The sequence below is a fragment of the Acidobacteriota bacterium genome, assembly GCA_009861545.1.
In the GTDB taxonomy this organism is placed as follows: Bacteria; Acidobacteriota; Vicinamibacteria; order Vicinamibacterales; family UBA8438; genus WTFV01.
The window spans coordinates 1-22,620 of record VXME01000141.1 but is presented as its reverse complement, the minus strand read 5'-3'; the positions used below and the strand labels follow the sequence as shown (position 1 = coordinate 22,620).

Sequence of the window (22,620 nt, the reverse complement as noted above, 5' to 3'; positions counted from 1 at the left end):
CGCTCAGCGCCCGGCGCCGGCGCCGACTCTCAGAAGATGGCCAGCGCGTTGATCGGCGAGCCGGTGCCGTTCTCCACGGCCAGCGGCGCCGCCATCAGCGTGAACTCCCAGCGGTTCAGCGACGCGGCGGTTTCGGCCAGCGCCTCCAGGTCCTGGTTGTCGAACAGGTCGACTCCCAGCGCCACGATGGTGATCAGGTGCACCGGCAGATTGACGCCTTCGACCAGCGACGGCACCACGTCGAGGGCGGCGTCGCTGCCGAGGAACGAGATGTCGCGCGACTTCACCCACGGCATGGTGGAGGCGTGCAGCCCGGCCGCGTTCCCGGAGATGTTCCAGGGGCCCATCTCGGCGCGGCGCGCCCAGCGGCCGGTACGGACGAAGACCGCGTCGCCCGGCTGCACGGTCACGCCGGCCATTTCCTCCCAGGCCTCGATATCCTCCACGTAGATCGGCGTCCCCGGCTCCAGGTACGGCACGCCCTGCAGGCGCGGGAAGTCCAGCAGCACGCCGCGCGTCACGATGCCGCCCTGCAGGTTGATGATGGATGCGTTCGAGCAGCCGTCCTCGGTGATCGTGTCGTGCGAGATGCCGTTGTACATCTGCCCCTTGTAGAGGATGTGGCACAGCGAGTCGATGTGGCTGTGGGAGTAGCCGTGGTAGCTGACGTTGTAGTTGTCGCTGACGCCGCCGAAGAAGCTTGGCTCGCCGGTCGGATCGGGCACCCCCAGCATGCTGTGGCCGAACGGCCTCGGGACGTCGTCGGCTTCTTCCTTGATGACGCGGCGCGCCAGCGACACGGTGATGCCCTCGGTGGCCAGGGCCAGCGCCTCCAGCCGCTTCTGCGGGGTGATCAGGTTCGCGGCCCCGAGCTGATCGTCGGGACCCCAGCGGCCCCAGTTCGACAGCTCGTCCATCATCCGCTCGATGTCCGCCTGGCCGAGGTCGCGCGACTCGCGCGTGAAGTCGGGCGGCACGTAGGCGGGGGCCGCTTCCTCCATCGGCTCGTCCGAGGCCGTGTCCGCGCCGGGCGCGCAGCCGACGAGGGCGACCACCAGCAAGAGCAACCCGCCGCACAGCAGTCCAGGTCTCATCGCGTACCTCCACGGACAACACGTGAACCAACGCCTGTGGCGGCCGGCGCCGGCGGACGACGACCGAACCGCCGAACGGACCCAACATATCAGCCGGAAGCGAGCCCTACAACCGACTCCGGCCCCCGCGCACCGAATCTCCCGTCGATAGCGTTGGGATTCGTTGCTGCTGTAACGCACCTGCCGCTCCGACGCCCGCCGTACCGCGTCTGCACGTTTTGACAGGCGCTCGGCGCAGGTGTTAGTTCTCAGAGAGGCTGCTAGTTTTCAAGCACTTCTGCCGCAGCCGCACGGTCGCGCTTCCCCGGAACCGGAAGAGGACTCTCCAGGATGCCGAAGACACACCGCCATCTCTCGCGCCGGGAGCGTCAAATCATGGACGTCGTCTATCAGAACGGGCAGGCGACCGCCGCCCAGGTGCTCGGTGCACTGCCCGACCCGCCGAGCTACTCGACGGTGCGCGCGCTGCTTCGCGTGCTCGAAGACAAGGGCCACCTCCGACATCGGCGCCAGGGACCCCGCTACGTCTTCCGGCCGACCGTGCCGCCCGAAACGGCGCGACGCTCGGCGCTCGCCCGCGTCGTGCAGACGTTCTTCGACGGGTCCACACAGGCGACGGTCGCTGCGCTGATCGACCAGTCGCCCCTGTCGGAGGCCGATCTCGATCGCCTGGAAGCCCTCATCGACCGGGCCCGGCAGGAAGGACGATAGGCGATGAGCTCGTTCTGGATGTCGGCGCTGGCCGACGGAGCCGTGCGCGCCACAGCGTTGCTCAGCATCGCCACGGCGCTCGCGACGCTCGCCGGCCGCCGTTCCGCGGCGCTTCGCCATTTCGTCTGGGCGCTCGCTCTCGCCGGCGTGCTGGTGCTGCCACTGGCCGGCGCAGCCCTTCCCGGGGTGCCGGTACCGATTCCGTCGCCATGGACGCACGGCCGGCAGCCGGCGGCGGCCCTGGACGTCGGTCCGTCGACGGCGCCCCCGGCCGGCGCAGTCCGGGCGCGCGCCGGGGCCGGGGCTGTCGAAGCTCCGAGGCCCGATCCGGCCGCCGTGCCGGCCGCCGCCTGGAGCACCCTGTGGCTCGCCATCTGGGGGGTCGGCGCAGCGGCGCTCGCGGCCTGGTCCCTGGCCGGGATCCGGAACATTCGCCGGCTGGTCGCCCAGGCCACGCCGGTCACGGCGCGGGAATGGCTCGATCCGCTGCATGACGCGCGCGCGCGTCTCGAGATCCGATGTCCCGTGCGCCTGCTCCAGAGCGACCGCGTGGCCATGCCGATGACCTGGGGTTGGCGCCGGCCGGTCATTCTTCTGCCCGCGACAGCGTCGGGGTGGCAGTCCACCCGCCGCACGGTCGTGCTGCGCCACGAGCTCGCCCATGTCAAGCGCGCCGACGTCGCCACCCAGTTGCTGGCGCAAGGGGCCTGCGCGGTCTACTGGTTCAATCCCCTCGTCTGGCTCGCCGCGTTCCGACTGCGCGTCGAGCGCGAGCAGGCGTGCGACGACGCGGTGCTGGGCCTGGGAAGCCGTGCTTCCGACTATGCGAATCACCTGCTCGACATCGCCCGCGAGTGTCGAGCGCCCGGCCTTGCCGCGTCGGCGGCAGTCGCCATAGCGCGACCCTCGCAACTCGAACGCCGGATGCGCGCCATTCTCGACCCGACCGTCCGGCGCGCGGCCGAACGCTCGACGGCGGTCCTCGCCGCCGTTTTCCTCACCGGAGCCGTGCTGGCGGTATCCGCCGTGACACCGACCGTCGAGACGCTCCCGGGACCGGCAATCGACACGCCGATGAACGGCAGCCGGACCGCCGCTCCATCGCAGGCCGCGCCGCCGCGCGACGGGTGGTTCGAGCGTTGGCACCGTGTCGCGGAAGAAGTGTTCGCGTCGTTCGTCCAGCACGTCTCCGAGGCGCGCCGCCAGCTCGGTGGCGCGACGGCCGCGCCCACGCCGGGCGTCGAGCACAGCGTGCCCGCGCCGCCAACGGCGGAATTCGAGGCGGCGCCTCTCGGCGCCGTCGAGTCGCGACTGGCCAGCACCTTCATCGGTGCGTTGCGCGATCCCGACGCCAACGTCCGCGCGCGGGCGGCGCGGGCGCTCGGACAACACCGGGCGCAAGCGGCGGCGACCGTCCTGCGCACCGCGCTGGGCGACGAGGATGCCCGCGTGCGCGGGCAGGCCGCCTGGGCGCTCGGCCGGATCCGGGATGACGCGGCGGTCGACGGTCTCCTGGGTCTGTTGCGGGATCCGGTCCAGGAGGTCCGCGAGCGAGCGGCCTGGGCCCTGGGCGCGTTGCGGAATCCGGCCGCCGTGGACGGGCTGGTGGCGGCCCTGGAGGACGCGGACGCCGCCGTGCAGGAACGGATTGCCTGGGCGCTCGGCCGGATCCGCGACCCGCGGGCAACGCGCGGGCTGATCACGGCCCTGACCCTGATCGCGGGCGATGCGCTCCATGACGTGATCGACGCGCTGGCCCGCACCGGCGGCGAGCCGGCGATGGAGGCGCTCATCGGGTTGATGGACGCCGACGACCCGGAGGTCCGCCGCGCAGTCATCGACGCGCTCAGCCGCGGCAACTGGACCTCGATCGACGAATCGGCCCTGCCGCCGCGGGGCGGAAACTGACGCCGTGACGCTCCACCCGCTGATCGTGCATTTCCCGATCGGGCTGATCGTGACCGCCGCGGTCATCGACGTCGCGGCGCTCGGCGCGGGCCCGCGCTCGGCGCTGCGAACGACCGCGACCGGCCTCTACGTGGCGGGCGCGGCGGCTCTGCTCGCCGCGTACTTCACCGGCCGGAGCGACGCGGCTCTGGTGCGGATACCGGGTCCGGCGCAAGCGGTCGTCGACGAGCACTGGGCGTGGGCGCTACGCGCCACCGTCTACCTGGGCGTCTTCGCGCTGGGCCGGCTCGGTCTGGATCTGGCGGGCCTGATGACCGCCCGCGTACGGTGGCTGCCGGTCGTCGCGGCCGGCCTCGTCGGCGTCCTGCTCCTGTTCCAGACGGCCGAACGCGGGGGACGGCTGGTGTACGAGCACGGGGTGGGCGTGGCCGCGCCCCGCGCCCGGTGATCGCCGGCGACCCGATCTCCTTCGCCTAGCGCGATCCCCTGGCCTCCAGGGCTCGCTCGCCGGCCAGCGCGTTGGCGATCGAGTAGTTCCCCTCGTGGCAGGCGTACTCGTAGATGACGTAGCCCGGCGGGCTCTCGAGCGGCAGCTCGACCGTGAAGGGCCGGGTATAGGTGGCCTCGTCGTGAATCGTGTAGCGGTAGTCGATGGTGTCGTCGTCGACGCGGGTGAACCGCTCGACCGCGCGCAGGTTGCGCGTTCCCGGGAATCCGCGCCAGGTCGTGTCGTCGCGGTAGTGCGTGGTCTCCACCACGAGGGTGTCGCCGTCCCAGCGGCCGCGCCCGTCGCCGTTCCACTGCCGGATGCGGCCGTCGATCGGCGCGCGCCCGTCCAGCGGAATGACGCGCACGTCGTGAATCATCTCGTTGAGAATGACGACCTGCCCGGGTGCCTGAAAGATGTGGTAAGCGTTGCTGTAGCCGGACGGCACCGGGGGCACCCGCTGGTAGGTCATGCAGCGTTCCTGCAGCGGCCGATCCGCCCAGGAGTCGAAGGCGTGGGCGCGGCGGTGCTCCCGCAGCTCCGCCTGCCGCCGCTCGGCCGCGGGGGTGAGGGGCGGAAGCCTTCCGTCGGGCGGATCGACGATGAGCGAGGTGCGCCCGGTGGACTCGCCCCGATCCCACCATACCTGGTTGTAGGCGAGGGCGAGGTCGCGTTCGGCGCTGAGCTCGCCGCGGCGTTCGGACGTGGCGCGGGTGGCATCGCCCCGGTTCTGCTCCGCGATCTCTTCCGACGTCAGGAACTCTCGTCCGGCCAGATTGTCCGGCCGCTGCAACGGGGTGAACGTGGCGTAGGACCAGATGCCCTGCAGGTCCGGATCGCCCCAGGGCGTCCGGAAAGACGCGGGCTCCGCCGCCGCGGGATTTTCCGCCGCCGCCGCCCCCGGCTCCTGACCGGCTACGGGAGCCGGCGCCAGCCACCACATCGTGACCGCCGCCGCCACCGACTGCACCAACCATCGACGGGTCATGTCAACCTCCTGCCTTCGCCGGGCCGGATATCCGAGGCGCCGCCCGGTTCGTCGCCACCGGACCGGGACGCCTGCCTCAGTGTGACGATATACCGGCGGGCGCCGCGAGGCGACGAACGGACCGGTGCGCGCCGGCCGCCTGCGTGCAACGCGGTGCTGGCCGGGAACACGCGACCGCGGCCGGGCAGGCCCGGCCTGCGGGTGATAGGCTTCGAACCGTTTCCGGCCGGCCTCCCGGACCTCGCCAAGAAAGAACTCATGATCCTGTTCCATGAACACGCCGGTCCGGCAGAGCCGGGTAGGCTCGAGAGGAGAACAGAGTGATGCGCACCCCTCCCACGGATCAGCGTCGTCCGCGCCGGCATCGTTTCCTCGGGCGCAGACTCCCAGCCCTCGTCATCCGGACCGCCTTCGCCACGGGCGCGGTCCTCATTGCGCTGGCCGCCGCGCCGGATTCCGCCTTCGCCCAGGAACGCCGCATCCTCAGTCCCCCCGGCCACTCCGCCGTGCAGGTCGGCGGCAACTTCGACCCCGTTCAGTACGGCTACCTCGGCGGGGCGTGGATCGACGTGTACTACGGGCGGCCGCTGAAGCGCGGGCGCGACCTGTTCGGCCCGCCGGACTGGGCGGAGATGCTCAACGACGGCGCCCCGGTGTGGCGCGCCGGCGCCAACCGGTCGACGCGGCTCGTCACCGAGGCGGCGCTGCTGATCGCGGGCACGCGGGTGGAACCCGGCGAGTACACGCTGTTCATCGACCTGTCGGACACGGTCTGGACCTTCATCGTCTCCACCTGGCCGGCCCAGGAGACCTACGACTACGAGAACCGCGAGGCGCTGTTCGGCGCCTTCGAGTACACGGACGACCGCGACGTCCTGCGCACGCCGATGGAACTGAAGACCCTGCCGGTCGCTTTCGATCAGCTCTCGTGGCAGTTCCTGGACATGACCGCGAGCGGAGGGCGGCTGGCGCTGATCTGGGACACCAGGATGGCGTCCGTGGCGTTCACCGTCGCGGACTGACGAGGCCGGCGCGACCGGCTTCAGTCGAACCGCAGCGCCTCCACCGGATCGATCGCGGCCGCCCGGCGCGCCGGGCCGACGCAGGCGGCGACCGTCGCCGCCGCCAGCACCGCCAGCACCATCGCCAGCGTCACGGGGTCGCGGGGAGACGTCTGCACCAGCAGGCTCTCGATCAGGCGGCCGACCGCGAACGCGCCGGCCGATCCCGCGATCAGCCCGGCCCCCACCTGCGCGAGCCCGCGGCGCAGAACGACCCAGATCACCTGTCCGGGCGGCGCGCCGAGCGCCATGCGGATGCCGATCTCCTGCGTCCGTTGCGTCACCGAGTACGCCGTGACCGCGTAGATCCCGACCGCCGAGAGGACCAGCGCGATCGCCGCGAAGATGCCGAACAGGCCGCTGAAGAGCAGGTACGTCCAGCGCCCGTCCCGGAGCCGGGCCGACAGCGACTGGGCGCCGAACACGGGCAGGTCGGGGTCGACCGCCTGCACCGCGGCGCGGAGCTGCGGGACGAACGCGGCAGGATCGCCCGCCGTCAGAAGCTGCAGGGCGAGCGACCATTGCAGCGCGGCCGGGCCGCCGGTGTAGAGCCGATACGGCAGGTAGACGACCGGATCGGGATCGGGCTCACGCAGGTCGGCCTGCCGAATGCTCGGACTCACGCCGACGATCGTCAGCCACGGGCCGGGCGGCTCGCCCCGCGCCTGCAGGCGGATCCGCCGCCCGACGGGGTCGCCGCCGGGAAAGAACCGGGCGGCGAAACGCGCGTTCACCACCACCGACTCCGCCCCGGCGCGGCCGTCCTCCAGCGTCAGCGCGCGCCCCCGCGACAGCGAGACGCCGAGCGACTCCAGATACCGGGCGCCGACGCTCAGCGTCGTCACGGTGGGTGCGAGCCCCCCGTCAGACGACGGACGCCCGTCGATATCGAGCGACCGCTGCAACCCGCCGAAGAGAGGGAAGGTGGTGGCGACGCTCGCCGCGCGAATCCCGGGCATCGCATCCAGGCGTTGCTGGAGCTGCTCGACGAACCGGAGCCGATCCGCCGGCTCGGGGTACTTGCGGGCGACCAGCGTGACCTGTCCGGTCAGCACTCGAGCGGGGTCGAACCCGAGATCGATCCGATAGAACTCCTGAAAGCTGCGGATCATCAAGCCCGCACCCGCCAGCAGGACGACCGCGAGCGTCACCTCGACGACCACCATCGCCGCGGCCAGGCGGCGCGCGCGCACCCCGCCGGCCCCGGTGCGCCCCCCTTCCTGCAGCAGCTCACCGACCGGCGTCTTCGAGACGTGCAGCGCCGGCGCCAGCCCGAAGAGCACGCTCGACCCGACGCACACGAGGGCGAGGAACGTGACGACCGCGCCGTCGAGGTGGAAGGTCATCCAGAACGGCTTGCCGACGTCGCGCGTGGCAATGTCGAGCAGGCGGATGCCGGCGGCGGCCAGCCCGAGGCCGGCGGCGCTGCCCGCCGCGCCGAGCGCGAGGCTCTCCACCAGCAACTGGCGGACGATCCGCCACCGCGTGGCGCCCTGCGCGACCCGGATGGCCACCTCGCGCGCCCGCTGCGCCGAGCGCGCAATCAGCAGGTTGGCGACGTTGGCGCAGGCGATGAGCAGAACGAACGCCACCGCGCCCATCAACGTCGAGATGATCAGCCTGACGTCGGCGGGGTTCGCCCAGTCGTTGAATGTTCGGACGACGGCGTCCGTGTGCTCGTTCGTGTCCGGATACTGCTGGCGGAGCCGCCCCGCCAGCGCGCGCACCTCGGCGTCCGCGGCGGCGAGCTCGACGCCCGGAGCCAGCCGGCCGACGGTCGACAGCATCCGGTTGTCGCGGCGGTCCAGGGCATCGGTCGGCTGCAAGGGCCGCCAGGTATCGGAGTTCAGCGGGAACCGCATCCCTTCCGGCATGACGCCGACGATCGTCGACGGCTCGTCGTTGACCCGCACCACCCGGCCGAGCACGCCGGGGTCGCCCGCGTAGCGGTCCTGCCACACGTGGTAGCTCAGGATGACGGTCCGGTCCGCGCCCCGCTCGCCTTCCTCGGGCAGGAAGTCCCGGCCGAGCAACACCCGCTGGCCGAGCAGGCGGAACGTGTTCGGCGTGACCAGCGACCCCGTGACCCGCTCGGGGGCATGATCGGCGTCGCTCAGGTTCGCGGTCCCGCCGGCCGTGAAGGCGGCCAGCCCGCTGAGCGAGGCGGCCGCCGCGCGATAGTCTTCGAAGTCCGGGAGCGAGACGCCTCCGGTCTGTCCGCGGTCGCTGTCGCGCGACGAGACGTTGACGATCCGCCCGGGCTCGTCGAACGGCAGGCCGCGGATGAACACGGCATGCACGATCGCGAAGACGGCGGCGTTGGCGCCGATGCCGAGCCCGAGCGCCGCCACCGCCATGAGGCTGAGCGACCGGTCCCTGATCAGACGCCGGAGGGCGTACCGGACCTCCTGCCAGAACATCATGCTACCTGTAACGTATGGAGCCCGGCCGGGGTTCATCCCCGCGGGACGTTCTTGGACAGGAGCTCCGCCGCAGCCGGGGCGGCTGCGCGCAACCCACGCTGCCCGGTGCGTTGCGTCCGCTTCCCGGCCCGACCCGACCGGGCGACCCTATAATCGCGGCATGACGACGACCGACGATGCACCGAAGACCGACTGGAACTCACTCAACGACCGCCTCGTCGCCGCGCTGAAGCCGTTCGCGGCCCCGCTGGCGATTTCGTTCCACGCGCCTGGAGAAACACCGCCGGCGCCGCGCGTCGAGCCCAACTACCCGGAGCCGAACGAGCACGGCCGCACCGGGCAGGTCCCGGCCGGCTGCGTCTTCTGGATCCAGGGCGCCGGCGACACCTTCGCCACCGTCGCCGCGGACCACGCCAACTGCAGCGTCGGCAGCTACACGCACGGCTTCATCACGCTGGAGGAAGCGGCGACGAAGGACGACGTGGGCGCGGTCCTCGAGGCCGGCTGGGTCGATCAGGCGGCGGTGATGGGCCTGCCACACGTCGCCGAGCGGCCGGAGTCGGTGGTGTACGGACCGCTCGCCGAGCGCAACACACCGCCCGACGTCGTGCTGCTGCGCATCAACGGCCTCGGGCTGATGACGCTGAAGGACGCCTTCCCGGAGATGCCGATAGAAGGCAAGCCGCAGTGCCACATCGTGGCCATGGCCAAGGATCGGAACGTGGTGGCGGCCAGCGTGGGATGCGCGCTCAGCCGCTCCCGGACGGGGATGCGCTCCGAGGAGATGACGTGCGTCATCCCGGGCGCGCGCCTGGCGGAGGTGGTCGACACGCTCGAGGCGACGGTCGGGCTCGACCGCATGATGGCGAGTTACGCTTCGGCGGACGCGAAGCGGTTCGGATAGGTCCGGCCGGCAAATGACGACTCTTCGTCTGCTCCTGCTGCTTGGCGCGACGGCGCTCACCGCCCTGCACGCGCCCTCGGAAGCCACGGCTCAGGCGCCCGCCGACGGGGCGCACCGCGGCTATCTGGCGGCACGGCTGCTGGCTGGCGGGGAGCTGCAGGTCATCGACGAGCTGAACGCCGGCCGCCTGTTCGTGCCGGCGTCGGTGCTCAAGGTCGTCACGGTGGCGGCCGCCCTGGAGCACCTCGGCCCCGCGTACCGCTGGCGCACCCGCCTGACGACCGACGGATCGGTTGCGAACGGCGTTCTCGACGGCGATCTCGTCGTGGAGCCGGGCGCGGATCCGACCTGGGGCGCGTTCTTCGACGACGGCGCCGACGAGCCGCTGGCGACGCTTGCCGGCCAGGTGGGCGCGCACGGCGTCACGCGGATCACGGGCGACCTCGTCGTCGACGCCGGGCGCTTCCCCGGCCGCCTGTACCCGCTGGACCGCTCCTTCGGCGACCTCCCCTATCGCCACGGCGCGCCGCCGGCGGGCCTGGCGGTGGACGAAGCGACCATCACGGTGCGGGTCGCGCCGGGACCCGCGGTCGGGGCGCCGGCCCGGGTGCGGGCTCCCGCCGGCGTCGATGTGATCAACCGCACGGTGACCGTGGGCCGCGACCGCCAGGGCGCCGGCAGCCTGGATTTCCTGCCGGTATGGGACACCGACACGCTGCTGCTCCGCGGCGAGTACCCGATCAGCGAGCCGTCCTTCACGGTCCCGGCCAGCGACCCCGCGCCCGTGCTGCGCGCGGCACGGCGCCTGCGCGATGCGTTGCACGCAGCCGGCGTGGCCGTGGAAGGGGCCGTGCGACTCCAGGCCCGAGCGCGGCCCGCGTCCGACCCGGCCGCCGTGCTCGCCGAGCTGCACTCGCCCCCGTTGGAGGAGCTCCTCCCGGAGATCCTGACGAGGAGCCACAACTGGTACGCCGACACCCTCATCCTCACGCTGGGGCTGGAGGCGGCGGAGACGGGCCGCTTCGACGACGGCGTCGAGGTCGTCGCCGACTTCGTGGAGGATCTGCCGGACCCGGGCAGGCGCGTTTCAGCCGAGCCGTCGCTGCGGGACGGCTCGGGGCTGTCCGCCGCCAACCTGATCGCGCCGGCGACCGTCGTGCGGGTGCTCGCCTACGCGGCCGGGCAGCCGTGGGCCGAGACGTTCATCGACGCGCTGGCCGGGCGGGGCGAAGGCACGCTCAGGGCGTGGCCGCGCCTGCCGACCCTCGCCGCCAAGACGGGGACGCTGCGCCACACCATCGCCCTGGCGGGCATCATCGGCCCGGACTCGGACGCTCCCATCGTCTTCTGCTACTTCGTGAACCACAACACGCGGCCGCGATCGACCGCGAGGGGCGAGATAGCCGCCGCGCTCCGGCGCTGGCGCGTTGCTGCCGCCCGCTGAATCCGGAGCAGAGCCACGTTTCCGCGACGGTCGATGCCGGCGCAGGCAGGCCGTCGCCGGTCGCCAAACCCGCGTACGGCGCACCCGACGAACGGACGACGTCGCAGCGCTCGCGGCCGGCGAATCGCACACCCGCGGCTCACGCGCTGGCGCCCAATGGCGGCTCGCGCGCATACAATGCGGATCCGGCGTTCACCTCGGATTGCCTGGAGGGTCGTGATGCAGATGTCGAGTCCCGCCCGCATCGTTCTCGTTCTGCTCGTCGTGGGAATCGCGGGGGCGACGCTGGCGCCAGCCGGGTCGACGGTGGCGCACGCGCAGTCCGAGGCCGACTTCGTGCCGGTCACGGACGCCATGCTGCAGGATCCGCCCGCGTCCGAATGGCTCATGTGGCGGCGGACGCTCGACGGCTGGGGCTACAGCCCGCTGGATGAGATCGACCGGAGCAACGTCGGGGAGCTGCGCATGGTCTGGTCGCGCGCGATGACCGAGGGGCGCCAGCAGGGGACGCCGCTGGTCTACGACGGCGTGATGTACATGCCCAATCCGGCCGACGTCATCCAGGCCATCGACGCGGTCACCGGCGACCTCCGCTGGGAGTACCGCCGGGAGGTCCCGGAAGACATCGGCGACTACGTCTTCAACACCCTCTGGCAGAACAACCGGAACCTGGCAATCTACGGCTCGTACATCATCGACACGAGCGCCGACGACCACATCTTCGCGCTTGACGCCACCACCGGCCGGCTGGCGTGGGAGACCCGGATCCTCGACTACCAGGAGAACCCCGCCACCCAGACCTCGGGTCCCATCGTCGCCGACGGCAAGGCAATCTCCGGCCGGAGCTGCATGCCCGCGGCGGGGCCCAACGGCTGCGTGATCACCGCTCACGACCCCGACACCGGCGAGGAACTGTGGCGCCGGCGCACCATCCCCGCCCCCGGCGAGCCCGGCGACGAGAGCTGGGGCGGGGTGCCGTTCGAGGAGCGCAAGCACGTCGGCGCCTGGATGGTGCCGAGCTACGACCCCGAGCTGAACCTAGTCTACATCGGGACCTCGGTCACCTCGCCGGCGCCGAAGTTCCTGATCGGCGGGACGGACCTGCAGCACCTCTACCACAACTCGACCCTGGCACTGGACGCCGACACGGGCGAGATCGCCTGGTACTACCAGCACATGAACGACCATTGGGACCTCGACCACCCCTTCGAGCGGCTGCTGGTGGACACCGCGGTCGCCCCCGACGCCGATGCGGTCGAGTGGATCAATCCCCGCCTGAATCCGGGCGAGATCCGCAAGGTCATGACCGGGATTCCGGGCAAGACCGGCGTCGTCTACACCCTCGACCGCGAGACCGGCGAGTTCCTGTGGGCGAGGCCGACCATCACGCAGAACGTGATCAGCGGCATCGACGGCGCCACCGGCGCGGTGACCGAGAACCCCGAGCTCATCTTCACCGCCGAGGGGCAGGAGATGCTGACCTGCCCGCACGCCACCGGCGGCAAGGACTGGGAGTCCGTCTACACACAGCCGAGAGGCCAAGTATATCCCGGTTGCGTTGACGGAATTGTGATCTAAACGGGTCCGAAAGGTCCCCAAAACGGCTGGCAGAACCGGAAACGGCTGGCAGGCAGGCTGGCACAACTGACCCAGATCCCACGAGTTGCGGGAATCCCCCAAGATCCCCCCGACGTGTCGAACATCAGAACCGCGTACTGGCTCCCATCCTCAACCTCACTCACCGTTCTCGATTCTGACAAAACTCCAGACGGCTAGTCCGACGCGGAGCGCGGCAAATATCATCAGAATGAGTTGCATTAAGCCGAAGACGGCCACGTCCATGACGGTCGCGACATCGTACTTGGCAGCAGCATAGCTCGGCACCAGGGCCAGCCCCCAAGCTCCAAGTGACAATGAGAACAGAGCATAGACGACCGCGTACCTCACGTGGGCGATGCCATTTGGCCCAAGATGACGAAACACCTGCACGCCTACCAGCGCTCCGGCCAGCATGACACCTGCGACCGTTAGGGCTGCAGTGAACCCGCCACTAACCGCGTCAAGCGTGATGGCTCTGTCGCTCGGAGGAGACCCAACTACTGGATTGACATTCTTCCACAACTCAACGTAAGCCACTACCAATGGGCTGAAAACTACGGCTTCGCATATTGGGAAGTGTCGACATGCGTTTCTAAGTTTCTGCATTGGGTGCAATCACCTGAAATCCAATAAGTCCAATGGGGACAAGCCGCGCTCAAGAAGTTCCTCGGGTGATGCTCGCAGAACTTCTAGGTTGAGCCCTGACCGTATCGCCTGCCTGCGATCCTCGTTATCGTAGGCGTCCGCTATGAAGTCGGGCAGTAGATCTCGGACCGTCGATATCGTCGATTCTGTCTTTGGCGGCCCCCAAGGAAGCAGCCAACAGAAAACCCAAGCAGCAAACTGAATGTCCTCTGGAAGTCTATTCCGGTCCATCGCCGCAGCGCGTTCGCCGGAAACAATGTCCACAGCCGTCAGCAGATCCGACTCATCGAACTGCTCCGCTTCTGCAGGATAAGGCCCCACGTCGGCGGCGAAACTCCGCACTTCCTCGGATATCTCGTGCTGTACTTGAGCCGCTGATGCGAAAGCCGCCCATGTACAGAGCACAAGCGAAAACCAGAGCCCTCGTGCAACAGACCGCATATCCAAAGTTCTCTCCTTTCGTCGAACCCACGGGCTCAGGGTGCCCCTCCCGAGCCACGTGCGCCAGAGTCTACTGGACTGCCTCACGCTCATCAAGTGGTCGCCGCATGGAGCTGGCGAGCGGCCGGCGCAACGCCGCACGTCGACGAGTCGGGCGGAGCGCGCGCAACTCCTGGGCGATCCGTTTGGAAGCGGTATCCGGGCCGCCTCAGAAGCATCACGGCCCGTCGCATGATATGCCAGTCTGGACGGCCGGGAGGTGCATCTCGCCAATCACGTTGCCTCTCTTCCGGAAAGCGGACGTTGGGCCTCACGCCCCCAACAACCACGGGCAGAGAGCACAGGCAGAACGCTGGTCGGAGATCGCTCCCCAGCGTCATGACGACCACCAGAGCCCCGAAAGCAAAATGTGGCTACGCATGAGCCCGTGCGGAGCTGTGATCAGACTCGGCCGCGCGATCACACCCTGTTCACACTCCCGATCACAATCTCCGCGTCGAAACCGCCCGGCTTCTCCGACCCAACCGCGCACCCACAAGGCGAAGACTGGTACGCGTAACGGGTCGGAATAGGACCGGGAGCGACCCCGCAAACCTGACGGTTTGCCGGCCCAACTGGTGTTCCTCCGTCACACCTGCCGGGCCGGGTCGCTCCAGGCATTAGGCATCCCTTCGGGAAGGACTTCGGCTCCGCCACCCCCCTGAGCAGCGGGCGCCACGTGCTGAAGCTGCCCAACCGTGGCGTCCGTGCCGTCTCCCGTGACCGCTTGAAACGTACCACCGGCAAAGCCAGAAGCCCGCTCCCGCTTCACAACGTAGCTCACCACCAACGCCCTACCACCCGGCTGCCAATGATGCCTTCTGTCCCATCCGCGCCACGCCGACGACCCCGACTCGCCGCTTGCCACTTCCGCGGGCTGCTGACCGATGCGAACATGGTCCGGGTCGGCTCAAAGACTGCGCACGCCCGAAGCACTCAGTGCAGCTATAGTTCCTATTCGGCGCAACCGCGGGGCCACCTCCGGTCGCGGATACTCGCCATTTCCGCCCCCGCCACAGGTCCGGCCCCACGCCATGACTCGTACGTCCTTCAGTGCCACATGAAGCCATCTCCCTGGACCAGTGCCCGCCCACCAAATATGTCGAGGTCACTCCTGAACGCATAGTCAATCAACTTAACCCTCAATGCTATCAAGTCGGCGTATTCGGGCGAAATCATGTAACGTTGCCCTTGGATCGACTCCGGCCTCGGCATCGAAATCCGCGTCTCGTGTTTCTCCCCTCGCACGCCTTCATACCTCAAGATGACCCAATTTCCCTCCTCCGCAAACTCCCACGTCGATGCGAACAGTTCTTCGTACGTTGCGCCAACTCCTTCCGTGTTTTCTGTCGATAGGTCCTCAAAAACCGTCCTATATCGAGCCATGGCATCCACAAAGCTACCCTGCAACACCAGCTCACGCCTCAATTGCATCGCCAAGTAGTTATGGGCAAGGACCGGATTGTGTTCCAGGATCCTGATCACCTTCTCACGCTCACCAGGAGCTGCTCCCGAACCAAACAAATAACCGTGTATCACGGGCAAGAATACATCGCCCGACAGCAACGTCTGCTGCGCAATCGCCAAACTCACGAGCCGATACGCCGTCTCCAGGACTTCGAGTTCCGATTCTCTGGGCTTGCGCACGCCACCATATGCAATGTCTTCGGCCTCCGCCAGCGCGCCTGTATTCGCATCCACCATCTGGTAGTACGGCATGATGTCCATCATCAAGTATGTCGTATACAGCACCACATCCGGATCCAATAGCCACTCGCTCACTGTGAAGTCGCCCTCCTGCAGCGCCTGCAGAGGAGTGACCGACCCGTCTCCCGCACACAGTGTATCTCCGGGATGAAGATGCCCGCGAAACCCAATTCGGCTGTACGCCAGCGGCGAGTTCAGTAGCGCGCAGAACGTCTGCATCGCACCCGCTTCCCAATTCGCCATCCGGTAGTGCCGCGCTGTCAACGCCACAAGCGGCACCACCCCAGGTTCGATGTAGTCCGTCAACATCGGTCCGCCGCGCGCACTTGTGCGTCGCGCGACCAAGTACAGGTCAGCCACTCGATCGGCTATCTGCCGGTGAGCGAATACGGATCGTATCCCTTCCCAGCAACCTCTCCAGTCCCTACTGTTGTCCTCATTCTCGTAGTGCGCTCTCAGTCCATCCCACGTCTCGAACTCGCCGACCGGAAATCGCACGACGGACGGCACATCGTTCACCGAGACGAATCCTCCATAAATGGCCCTGTCCCTTCTGGCGAGAAAATCCTGACATCGATTCAAACGATCCCGCAATGGTGAGGCATCGACTATGATATCCGGGAACGGAGCCAGCGTCGCCCGCACATCCCGCAGGGAGCCTTGTACTTGCAAAAATCCCGCCGCCACATCCCTGTTCAACCCGGCAATCGCTCCAGTCAGTTCCCGACGGTTTGCCAATACTTCTGCGTGGACAGTACGGATCGCATTCATCAATCGGTGTTGTCCCAGGAGCAACTCCCGCTGCCCTTCCAGCAGCGCCGTCGCGAGGCGGTCCTCCGCGTCCCGCGTCTCTCCGCCGCCGAGCAGGCTGGCTGCGCTACTTACCATCGTCGAAATCCCGGTCACGATCCCAGGAACGTTTCCCGCATAGAAGCTGGCCACTGTAATCGCCGCGGATGTACCCAGCGTTACAATATTCGTTGCCGTGCCCGCCTCGTCTTCGTCTATTACAGCGAGCGTTGACAATATATTGATTCCGGACGATGCGATGGTATAGGTATCTTCGGCCCAGCCCCGCAACTGTTCAGCCCTCTGCAGCTCTTTCAGCCTCTCCAGCTCGGTGCTTCGGTCGTCCGAACTCAGGCTTGGCAAGAACTCCTGGTTCGCCAGAACCTCTATCCGCGCCGAAACCGGCAGGGACTGGTAGATCAGTTGTTGCGTAATTTCGTCCCTTCTAGCGCCGTCGTCTAGCTTCTCCTGAATCGCTTCGTTTCCCTCATTCACCGTGTTCGTCAGTTCATTTACCGCGACCGCTACTTCCTGCAAGGCCTGTAACCGATTCTCGATCTCTCTGCCGACCCGCACCGTGGTTTCCAGGTCGGCCCTTACCGCGTCAAGTTGGTCGCGAAGTTCACTTTCGTCCATGGCGCCGATGTCCCCAAGCATTCCATCGGACTCCAGATCTGCACCGAATACGTACTCGCCGAACCTATAGCGATACGCCGCCAAGGCACCTCTATCTTCATTGGTCAAATCGGTATCGTCCAGTCCCAGCCGGTCTATAGCCGACACCACCAAGCCCGCGCGTTCCGAGCTGCCGGGTTCCGATTGGGCGACCGCCTCGAAAAACTCGTCACCGTCGAGATGGGACCTGACCAATACATGACGGACGTCTCTCTCGAACGCTTCGTCAAGGGCGTTCTTCACGCCAAAAGCGGTCAAGGCAGCAGCTACGGTACTGAGAGCAAGCGCCACCGGCTGGCCACCCGGAACAACGCCCGTGGCCACGGCGGCGGACACCAGAGCGTAGCGTACGCCGGTCATCGTACCAGCGCCCACAAGAGTACCAGTCAACGTGTTCAGTGCGGCAATCTGATCGCGCCAGCGAGTCGCATAGGTCGACGCCCGATCTGCGAGCGACCGCGCTTGGTCGACCGTCTGCGGCGGCGCTTCCTCTGCGGCGAGCCGCCTCATGGCCAAGTCGCTGGCCAGTAGGTCGGCGGGAAGGGCTATCGTGACGAGCGTGACAAGACCCAGGAACAGGCACAAACTCTTGCTGTGGAGCCGTCGAAAACGGCGGCGTGAACGGGCAGAGCTGGTCACCATCGGAGGCTGCTCCTGGGCTAGAAAAGATGGTTCTCAACACCAAGCGGGAGCCACTTCTACTTGCACACAGCCGATCTGCAAAGGCAGATCTTAACAAAATAGTTCACGCCGATGTTCTTTGGACGTGTTTCCCTGTCTCCAGTGGAGCCCGTCTGCATCTGCGGACCGGAGGATATGTCTGGAGTAGAGTCCGTCGCAAAGCCCGAAACATACCCGACCTCGAGGCGGTTTCCAGGCCGCACAACCACGGCGTCCATACCACCGAGTTGGAGATCGGCGTTTTCATGCGTGTGCGTGTGAATACTCAGCGCATCTGGTTGGTATGAACCGCTCAGGCGATCACCGTCTGGGTCGTGGCGGGCGAAGCAGGCGCGATGCGCTTCCGCATCGGCGTGAAGCAGCGCGCATGCGTTGTTGTTCACCATCCGCAGAAAACGTCCACGTGCATCGGGGATAAGCAACAGGCCTCTTTCATCCGTTTCCGACAGATGTGGAGAGAGAGCAGTCTGTACCGCCAGAGGGCGACCATCCATTAGCACCCATTCCGGTCCGTTCAGTTCGGAAAAGTCTGCGGGAGACAAGATGGAAGTACGCACTTCGCCAACCGAAAAGACGTCGCTCTCCGTGAGGTTGCCGACACACGCTTCCTGTCCGGCGACATCTTGGGCAGCGACTTGAGGTGGTCGCGCTTCAACTTTCGCCATTCCCCCAGCCAGAGCGCACAGGAACACGAGAAGGGCGACGCCGGGCAATGAAAGCAGGCCGCGAAACCGTCGTTCACGCATGGGGGCATACTTCCTCGGCATCGGGTCACTCACTCCTTCTGTCGTAGAGTCGATTGTGTTCACACAGCTACTCCGAAAGTGGGAAGGTCAGCACCGTGTTGTCGCGATCACCGTCACGTACTGTTTGCCGTTGACCTCATCGGTCATCCGGCTCGACCGGATGGGTCGCGGGGCCGCGTGGCGGAACAACTGCTCGCCGGTCGCGAGGTGGAACGCGCAGAAGGTTCGGTCCTCCGCCCGCTGGAAGCCGTTGGCCGGCCGCGCGCCGCGGGCAGGAGCATCCCGAGCGCGGTTGCCGCGCTCCATCGGTACACCCTCGTCAGCAGCAGGGCGACTCCTCCTTCGTCGGTCTCTCCCGCCCGGAGGCGATGATGAGGTCAGCAGAGGCATCAGGTAGTGTTTGATTAAATCTCGATGATAACGCGAAGTCGAGAAATTGTCATTCCCCCCGTCGGGGGGAATGACAATGGCGCGGGCGGACGCGGGGGCTCGACGAGGGACGGCTTCGCCGCACCTGGAAGGGGGGCGGCGCGGCGCGCCCGGTGCGAGCGCGCCGCATCTTCCAAGGTCAACGGCTCGGTCCGCTGGTTGTGCCGCGATTCGGAATCTCCCAATCGGGCTTGAACGCGGGGGTCGGGCGGTCCGCGTCGCGCGGTGCCGTTGACGGCCGAGGCTGTGAGACACGGGGTGGGTCGGGCTCGGTGGGCGGCCGTTCTGGATCACGCTCGATCCTCCGGCCTGCTCCGTCGTCGCGCCGGTCGGGCTGCGCCTTGTCGTTGCTTTGGCTACGCTCGCGTTCACGGGTGATCAGCCAGTCGGAGATGCGCTGCGCATCGACAGCTGCGGACCGGATCTCCTTCGGGTCGTTCTCCAGCGCCTTGATCCAGGAGGCGACGTACGCCGTGCCGTGCCGCGGCTCGTGGCCGACGCCGAGCCGCTCGCCGGTCATCATCGCGGCGATCTCGGCCCGCAGCTCCTCGCGTGCGTAGGCTTCCGAGCCGAAGCCGCCGTGCTTTACCAGGGTGGGCCGGTTCAGGCGTTCCGGGTGTCCGGTCGCGTGTCCCAGCTCGTGCAGCGCCGTGTGCGTGTAGGCCGACTGCGACGCGAACTGGCCCCGCTCGGGCAGCACCACACGGTCGTCCTTCATGCTGTAGTAGGCGCGGTCGCCGGCCACGTGGTCGACCCGGACGCCGCTGCCGCGGATGAGCGCCTCGGCGCGCTCGTGCCCCTCCCACTCCGGCCCCGCGGCCTGGAGCGAGCGGAGCTTGAGGCCCTCGGTCTGCTCCATGTTGAAGACGTACTGGACCTTGACGAGCGGCCGGTCGCGCTGGACCCATTCGAGCTTCTTGCGGCCTTCGTCGTCGAGCACCGGGTTGCCGCTCTCGTCGCGGGCGGTACGCCGCTGCCGCCACTCGACGTACATGATGGGGGTGCCCTTCTCGCCCTTGCGGACGTGGCCGCCAGCTTCCTGGATCTGGCGGTAGCCGCCCCAGCGCGGGTCGGCGTAGCCGCGCTCCAGTCCGTTCAGGGCCAGGTACAGCGCGTTGCCCCCGCGGTAGTCGCGCCCGCTCTGGAAGTTGTGCGGCAGGATGCGCTCGCCGGGCTTCCACGGTTTCTGCCACGGGGCGGCGCCTTCCTTGAGCGCCTGGATGATGCGCTCGGCGAACTGCGCGTGGTACTCGTCGGCCCGTTCTCGCGCCTTGGCCATCACCGCTCCTCCTCGATGGCGCCGGCCTCGTCTTCGAGGTCCACGTCCCAGCCGGCGAGAGCCTCCAGGGACGGCGCCTCGATGGGCCGCCCCGTCCGGAACAGCTCCTCGATCGCGGCGTCGAACTCCTCCCGCGTCGTGACCCGAACCGGCTCCTGCGCGCCGGCGTCTGTCCCATCCGTTCTGCTCATTGTTGGTTCCTCCATTCCATCGGTGTGACGACCCGCGGCGACATCGCGGGCCGCTCAATCCGTTACTCGATCACTTCCGGGACTGACGCCTCCGCCGTCCTCTCTTCTTCCGCCGGGCCGAAGACCGCGCCGGCTCGACCGGCGACGAGACGCTGGAGCCGGTCCTGGATGGCGGCGGCGCCGGCCAGACGGTCTCGACGACCCAGCGGTTCTCTTGCGCGTCGTAGTCGCGCACGCGCACCATCTGGTCGACGCGGCGGACGCCTTCGGGCGTCCGGGTCTGGTGAATGACGGCCTCGATGCCGTCGACCACGCCGCGGCAGACGACGGCCCAGGGCAGGGCGTCGCTGGCCTGCATGGCGCAGGTCGCCAGCCGCGACAGGGCCGCGGCGGCATTGTTCGCATGCACCGTGGCCAAGCTGCCCCCGTGCCCGGTGTTGAGCGCCTGGAGCAGGTCTGCGGCCTCGGCCCCGCGGACCTCGCCGACGACGATGTGGTCGGGCCGGTGGCGCAGCGCATGGCGCACCAGGTCGCGGATGGTGACGCCGCGGTCGCCGAGCCCGCGCGCCTCGAACCGCAGGCCGTTGGTCCGGCGCAGCCGCAGCTCCAGGGTGTCCTCGATGGAGACGACGCGGCCTTCGGCGGGCAGCAGCGACACCAGCGCGTTCAGCAGCGTCGTCTTGCCGGAACCGGTACCGCCGGAGATCAGGACGTTGCGGCCGTGGCGGAGCACGGCCGCGGTCTCGTCGGCGACGGCGGCCGGAAGCGACCCGCTCGCGGTCAGCTCGGCGACGGTGAAGGCCCGGCCCCCGAAGCGGCGGATGGTGATCGCGGCCGTCGGGGCGGCCGGCGGGCCGCAGATGGCGACGCGCGAGCCGTCCGCCAGCCTGGCGTCGATGACCGGCTCGGAGAGCGGGTCCCTTCCGAGCGGCCGTGCGATCTGGACGGCGGCGCGCGCCACCGCGTCGGCCGTCAGCTCCGGCGCGTCGAGCGCCGTCATGCGGCCGGCGCGCTCGATGAAGACCGTGCCCGGGCCGTTGATCATCACCTCGGAGACGGTCTCGTCGTCGAGTGCGGCTTCGAGCCCCGGCAGGAACGGCGTCAGGTCGGCGACGGTCAGCTCCATCTACAGGTCTCCGGCCTCGCGGGCGCGCCAGTAGGGCCGGTCCCGCGGCAGGAAGTCCGGCTTGAGATAGCAACGGCGCGCGTCGAGCGCGCGTCGGCCGTCGTAGGGCAGGACGATGGCCTGGCAGTTGCCGAGCAGGGCGAAGTCGCGGGGATGGAACAGCGCCTCGCGGCGTTCGCTGAACGACTTGCTGGCGCTGAGGCTGCCGGTCCCGCCGCCGGGGGCTCCGGAGAGCAGCGACGCGGTGGCCTGCGAAGTCTGCTCCAAGAAGCTGTAGGACGCCTTCATGCGGGCGACCTGGCCGCACAGCGCGCTTGCGATCTGCACCGACGAGTCGTCGCCAAGCGACAGGAAGATGCGCGTGCGGAGCGTCTGGAGCAGCGCCCGCCACGCCTCGGACTGGCCCAACACGGCGCGCAGCGACGAGATCGACTGCGTGGCCACGATGGGGATGAGGCGCGACTGGCGGGTCAGGGCGAACGCCTTCTCGTCGCCGGCCGGGTCGTCCTCGCCGACGGTGGCGAAGCTCTGGTACTCGTCGCACAGGAACACGGCGGGCCGCCAGATGCGGCCGGGGCGGCGCGCCATCTCGGCCGGGCGTCGGAGCAGCGTCTGGAGCCACGCCTGCTTGAGCAGGACGCCGACGGCCCTGGAAAGGGCCGGATTGGTGCCGGCCGGCATGTTCAGGCACAGGACCTTGCCGGCGTCGATCACCTCGTCGAGCGGCGGCAGCGGCCGGACGACGGGCGCCGCGTCGGCCGCGGGGGCGTCGGCTGGCGCGCCGTGCGCGTCGGGCGGCCTGGGCGGGCAGAAGATCGCGGCCACGTCGGGCAGGTCGAAGACGGAGAGGAAGACGCTGAGGCCCTCGACGATGCTGGAGCGCAGCTTCGGGTCGAGGGCCTGCCAGTCCTGCGCGAACCAGCGGCGGATGGCGTCGAGCCGCTCGCGGCGGTCCGGATCGCCGGCCACGGGCGGCTCGACATCGAAGGCGATCCCCAGCTTGTCGAGCTGCTCGCGCAAGGCCGGCTCGTCGGGCGCGCGGGCGACATCGCCGGCCGTCTTCCAGGACCAGGCGGCCAGCTCGCCGCCGTGCGACGCCATCGCCGCCATCGGGACGCGCAGCGTGCCGGGCGGCTCGACGCGAGCTTCCACCTCGGCGAGCTTGCGTTCGATGCGCTTCGGGTCCAGCGTCGAGCGATAGACGTCGCGCAGCGTCACCCAGCGGTCCGGCGACATGCGGTGCAGCTCGATGA

The 22,620-nt window shown here is 68.6% G+C and carries 18 protein-coding genes; 7 read left to right on the top strand and 11 right to left on the bottom strand.

What is annotated here, in order from left to right:
• Nucleotides 1-29: 29 nt before the first annotated feature.
• A complete protein-coding gene (locus F4X11_22110) occupies nt 30-1,094 on the bottom strand; it encodes a cyclase family protein (protein ID MYN67690.1) in 1,065 nt (354 codons plus the stop codon).
• A 330-nt stretch (nt 1,095-1,424) separates the two neighbouring features.
• Between F4X11_22110 and F4X11_22105 the strand changes: the two genes are divergently transcribed.
• Genes F4X11_22105 through F4X11_22095 form a run of 3 tightly spaced genes read left to right on the top strand, consistent with a single transcriptional unit; the run spans nt 1,425 to nt 4,161 of the window.
• Nucleotides 1,425-1,805, top strand: coding sequence for a BlaI/MecI/CopY family transcriptional regulator (locus F4X11_22105; GenBank protein MYN67689.1), 381 nt, complete (start codon nt 1,425-1,427; stop codon nt 1,803-1,805).
• A 3-nt stretch (nt 1,806-1,808) separates the two neighbouring features.
• Nucleotides 1,809-3,713 (top strand): hypothetical protein, encoded by a 1,905-nt coding sequence (locus tag F4X11_22100; protein MYN67688.1) that lies wholly within the window; start codon nt 1,809-1,811, stop codon nt 3,711-3,713.
• 4 nt (nt 3,714-3,717) lie between these two features.
• Nucleotides 3,718-4,161 carry a hypothetical protein gene (locus tag F4X11_22095; GenBank protein MYN67687.1) on the top strand — a complete coding sequence of 148 codons (444 nt, stop codon included), beginning with the start codon at nt 3,718-3,720 and terminating at the stop codon, nt 4,159-4,161.
• Between the two features lie 25 nt (nt 4,162-4,186).
• On the opposite strand, the gene F4X11_22090 is transcribed toward F4X11_22095, so the two are convergent.
• Complete coding sequence (locus F4X11_22090) at nt 4,187-5,188, bottom strand: hypothetical protein (GenBank protein MYN67686.1); 1,002 nt, start codon at nt 5,186-5,188, stop codon at nt 4,187-4,189.
• A 323-nt stretch (nt 5,189-5,511) separates the two neighbouring features.
• Between F4X11_22090 and F4X11_22085 the strand changes: the two genes are divergently transcribed.
• Entirely contained in the window at nt 5,512-6,210 is a 699-nt protein-coding gene (locus tag F4X11_22085) for a DUF2911 domain-containing protein (protein MYN67685.1), read from the top strand.
• A gap of 20 nt (nt 6,211-6,230) precedes the next feature.
• Here F4X11_22085 and F4X11_22080 read toward each other — a convergent pair whose 3' ends face one another.
• Nucleotides 6,231-8,708, bottom strand: a complete 2,478-nt coding sequence (locus F4X11_22080; GenBank protein MYN67684.1) for an ABC transporter permease — start codon at nt 8,706-8,708, stop codon at nt 6,231-6,233.
• Here F4X11_22080 and F4X11_22075 point away from each other — a divergent pair.
• The 3 genes from F4X11_22075 to F4X11_22065 are packed head-to-tail and all read left to right on the top strand — an operon-like array spanning nt 8,578 to nt 12,598.
• Entirely contained in the window at nt 8,578-9,576 is a 999-nt protein-coding gene (locus tag F4X11_22075; protein ID MYN67683.1) for a hypothetical protein, read from the top strand. The two genes, F4X11_22080 and F4X11_22075, sit on opposite strands and share 131 nt — an antisense overlap.
• A 13-nt stretch (nt 9,577-9,589) precedes the next feature.
• Entirely contained in the window at nt 9,590-11,020 is a 1,431-nt protein-coding gene (gene dacB / locus F4X11_22070) for a D-alanyl-D-alanine carboxypeptidase/D-alanyl-D-alanine-endopeptidase (protein ID MYN67682.1), read from the top strand.
• Nucleotides 11,021-11,053: 33 nt separating this feature from the next.
• Entirely contained in the window at nt 11,054-12,598 is a 1,545-nt protein-coding gene (locus F4X11_22065) for a PQQ-binding-like beta-propeller repeat protein (protein ID MYN67681.1), read from the top strand.
• 156 nt (nt 12,599-12,754) lie between these two features.
• On the opposite strand, the gene F4X11_22060 is transcribed toward F4X11_22065, so the two are convergent.
• The 8 genes from F4X11_22060 to F4X11_22025 all read right to left on the bottom strand — a co-directional run.
• Nucleotides 12,755-13,225: a hypothetical protein gene (locus F4X11_22060; GenBank protein MYN67680.1), complete on the bottom strand. Its 471-nt coding sequence runs from the start codon at nt 13,223-13,225 to the stop codon at nt 12,755-12,757.
• Nucleotides 13,226-14,794: 1,569 nt separating this feature from the next.
• Nucleotides 14,795-17,557 carry a hypothetical protein gene (locus tag F4X11_22055; GenBank protein MYN67679.1) on the bottom strand — a complete coding sequence of 921 codons (2,763 nt, stop codon included), beginning with the start codon at nt 17,555-17,557 and terminating at the stop codon, nt 14,795-14,797.
• A 56-nt stretch (nt 17,558-17,613) separates the two neighbouring features.
• On the bottom strand, nt 17,614-18,342 hold the full coding sequence (locus tag F4X11_22050) for a hypothetical protein (GenBank protein MYN67678.1): 729 nt from the start codon (nt 18,340-18,342) through the stop codon (nt 17,614-17,616).
• Nucleotides 18,343-18,429: 87 nt separating this feature from the next.
• Nucleotides 18,430-18,648, bottom strand: a complete 219-nt coding sequence (locus F4X11_22045) for a hypothetical protein (GenBank protein ID MYN67677.1) — start codon at nt 18,646-18,648, stop codon at nt 18,430-18,432.
• Between the two features lie 262 nt (nt 18,649-18,910).
• A complete protein-coding gene (locus tag F4X11_22040; GenBank protein ID MYN67676.1) occupies nt 18,911-20,050 on the bottom strand; it encodes a DUF1738 domain-containing protein in 1,140 nt (379 codons plus the stop codon).
• Nucleotides 20,050-20,241, bottom strand: a complete 192-nt coding sequence (locus F4X11_22035; GenBank protein ID MYN67675.1) for a hypothetical protein — start codon at nt 20,239-20,241, stop codon at nt 20,050-20,052. Before F4X11_22035 ends, F4X11_22040 begins: the two co-directional genes overlap by 1 nt.
• 70 nt (nt 20,242-20,311) lie before the next feature.
• Complete coding sequence (locus F4X11_22030; GenBank protein ID MYN67674.1) at nt 20,312-21,367, bottom strand: CpaF family protein; 1,056 nt, start codon at nt 21,365-21,367, stop codon at nt 20,312-20,314.
• Nucleotides 21,368-22,620: TraM recognition domain-containing protein (locus F4X11_22025; GenBank protein MYN67673.1), on the bottom strand; the 1,253-nt coding region annotated here is incomplete at its 5' end.

Coding starts and splice junctions, on each gene's coding strand:
- F4X11_22110 (MYN67690.1), bottom strand. CDS start 1,094: ATGAGACCTGGACTGCTGTGCGGCGGGTTGCTCTTGCTGGTGGTCGCC.
- F4X11_22105 (MYN67689.1), top strand. CDS start 1,425: ATGCCGAAGACACACCGCCATCTCTCGCGCCGGGAGCGTCAAATCATG.
- F4X11_22100 (MYN67688.1), top strand. CDS start 1,809: ATGAGCTCGTTCTGGATGTCGGCGCTGGCCGACGGAGCCGTGCGCGCC.
- F4X11_22090 (MYN67686.1), bottom strand. CDS start 5,188: ATGACCCGTCGATGGTTGGTGCAGTCGGTGGCGGCGGCGGTCACGATG.
- F4X11_22085 (MYN67685.1), top strand. CDS start 5,512: ATGCGCACCCCTCCCACGGATCAGCGTCGTCCGCGCCGGCATCGTTTC.
- F4X11_22075 (MYN67683.1), top strand. CDS start 8,578: ATGCCGAGCCCGAGCGCCGCCACCGCCATGAGGCTGAGCGACCGGTCC.
- F4X11_22080 (MYN67684.1), bottom strand. CDS start 8,708: ATGAACCCCGGCCGGGCTCCATACGTTACAGGTAGCATGATGTTCTGG.
- dacB (MYN67682.1), top strand. CDS start 9,590: ATGACGACTCTTCGTCTGCTCCTGCTGCTTGGCGCGACGGCGCTCACC.
- F4X11_22065 (MYN67681.1), top strand. CDS start 11,054: ATGCCGGCGCAGGCAGGCCGTCGCCGGTCGCCAAACCCGCGTACGGCG.
- F4X11_22060 (MYN67680.1), bottom strand. CDS start 13,225: ATGCAGAAACTTAGAAACGCATGTCGACACTTCCCAATATGCGAAGCC.
- F4X11_22055 (MYN67679.1), bottom strand. CDS start 17,557: ATGGTGACCAGCTCTGCCCGTTCACGCCGCCGTTTTCGACGGCTCCAC.
- F4X11_22050 (MYN67678.1), bottom strand. CDS start 18,342: ATGCGTGAACGACGGTTTCGCGGCCTGCTTTCATTGCCCGGCGTCGCC.
- F4X11_22045 (MYN67677.1), bottom strand. CDS start 18,648: ATGGAGCGCGGCAACCGCGCTCGGGATGCTCCTGCCCGCGGCGCGCGG.
- F4X11_22040 (MYN67676.1), bottom strand. CDS start 20,050: ATGGCCAAGGCGCGAGAACGGGCCGACGAGTACCACGCGCAGTTCGCC.
- F4X11_22035 (MYN67675.1), bottom strand. CDS start 20,241: ATGAGCAGAACGGATGGGACAGACGCCGGCGCGCAGGAGCCGGTTCGG.
- F4X11_22030 (MYN67674.1), bottom strand. CDS start 21,367: ATGGAGCTGACCGTCGCCGACCTGACGCCGTTCCTGCCGGGGCTCGAA.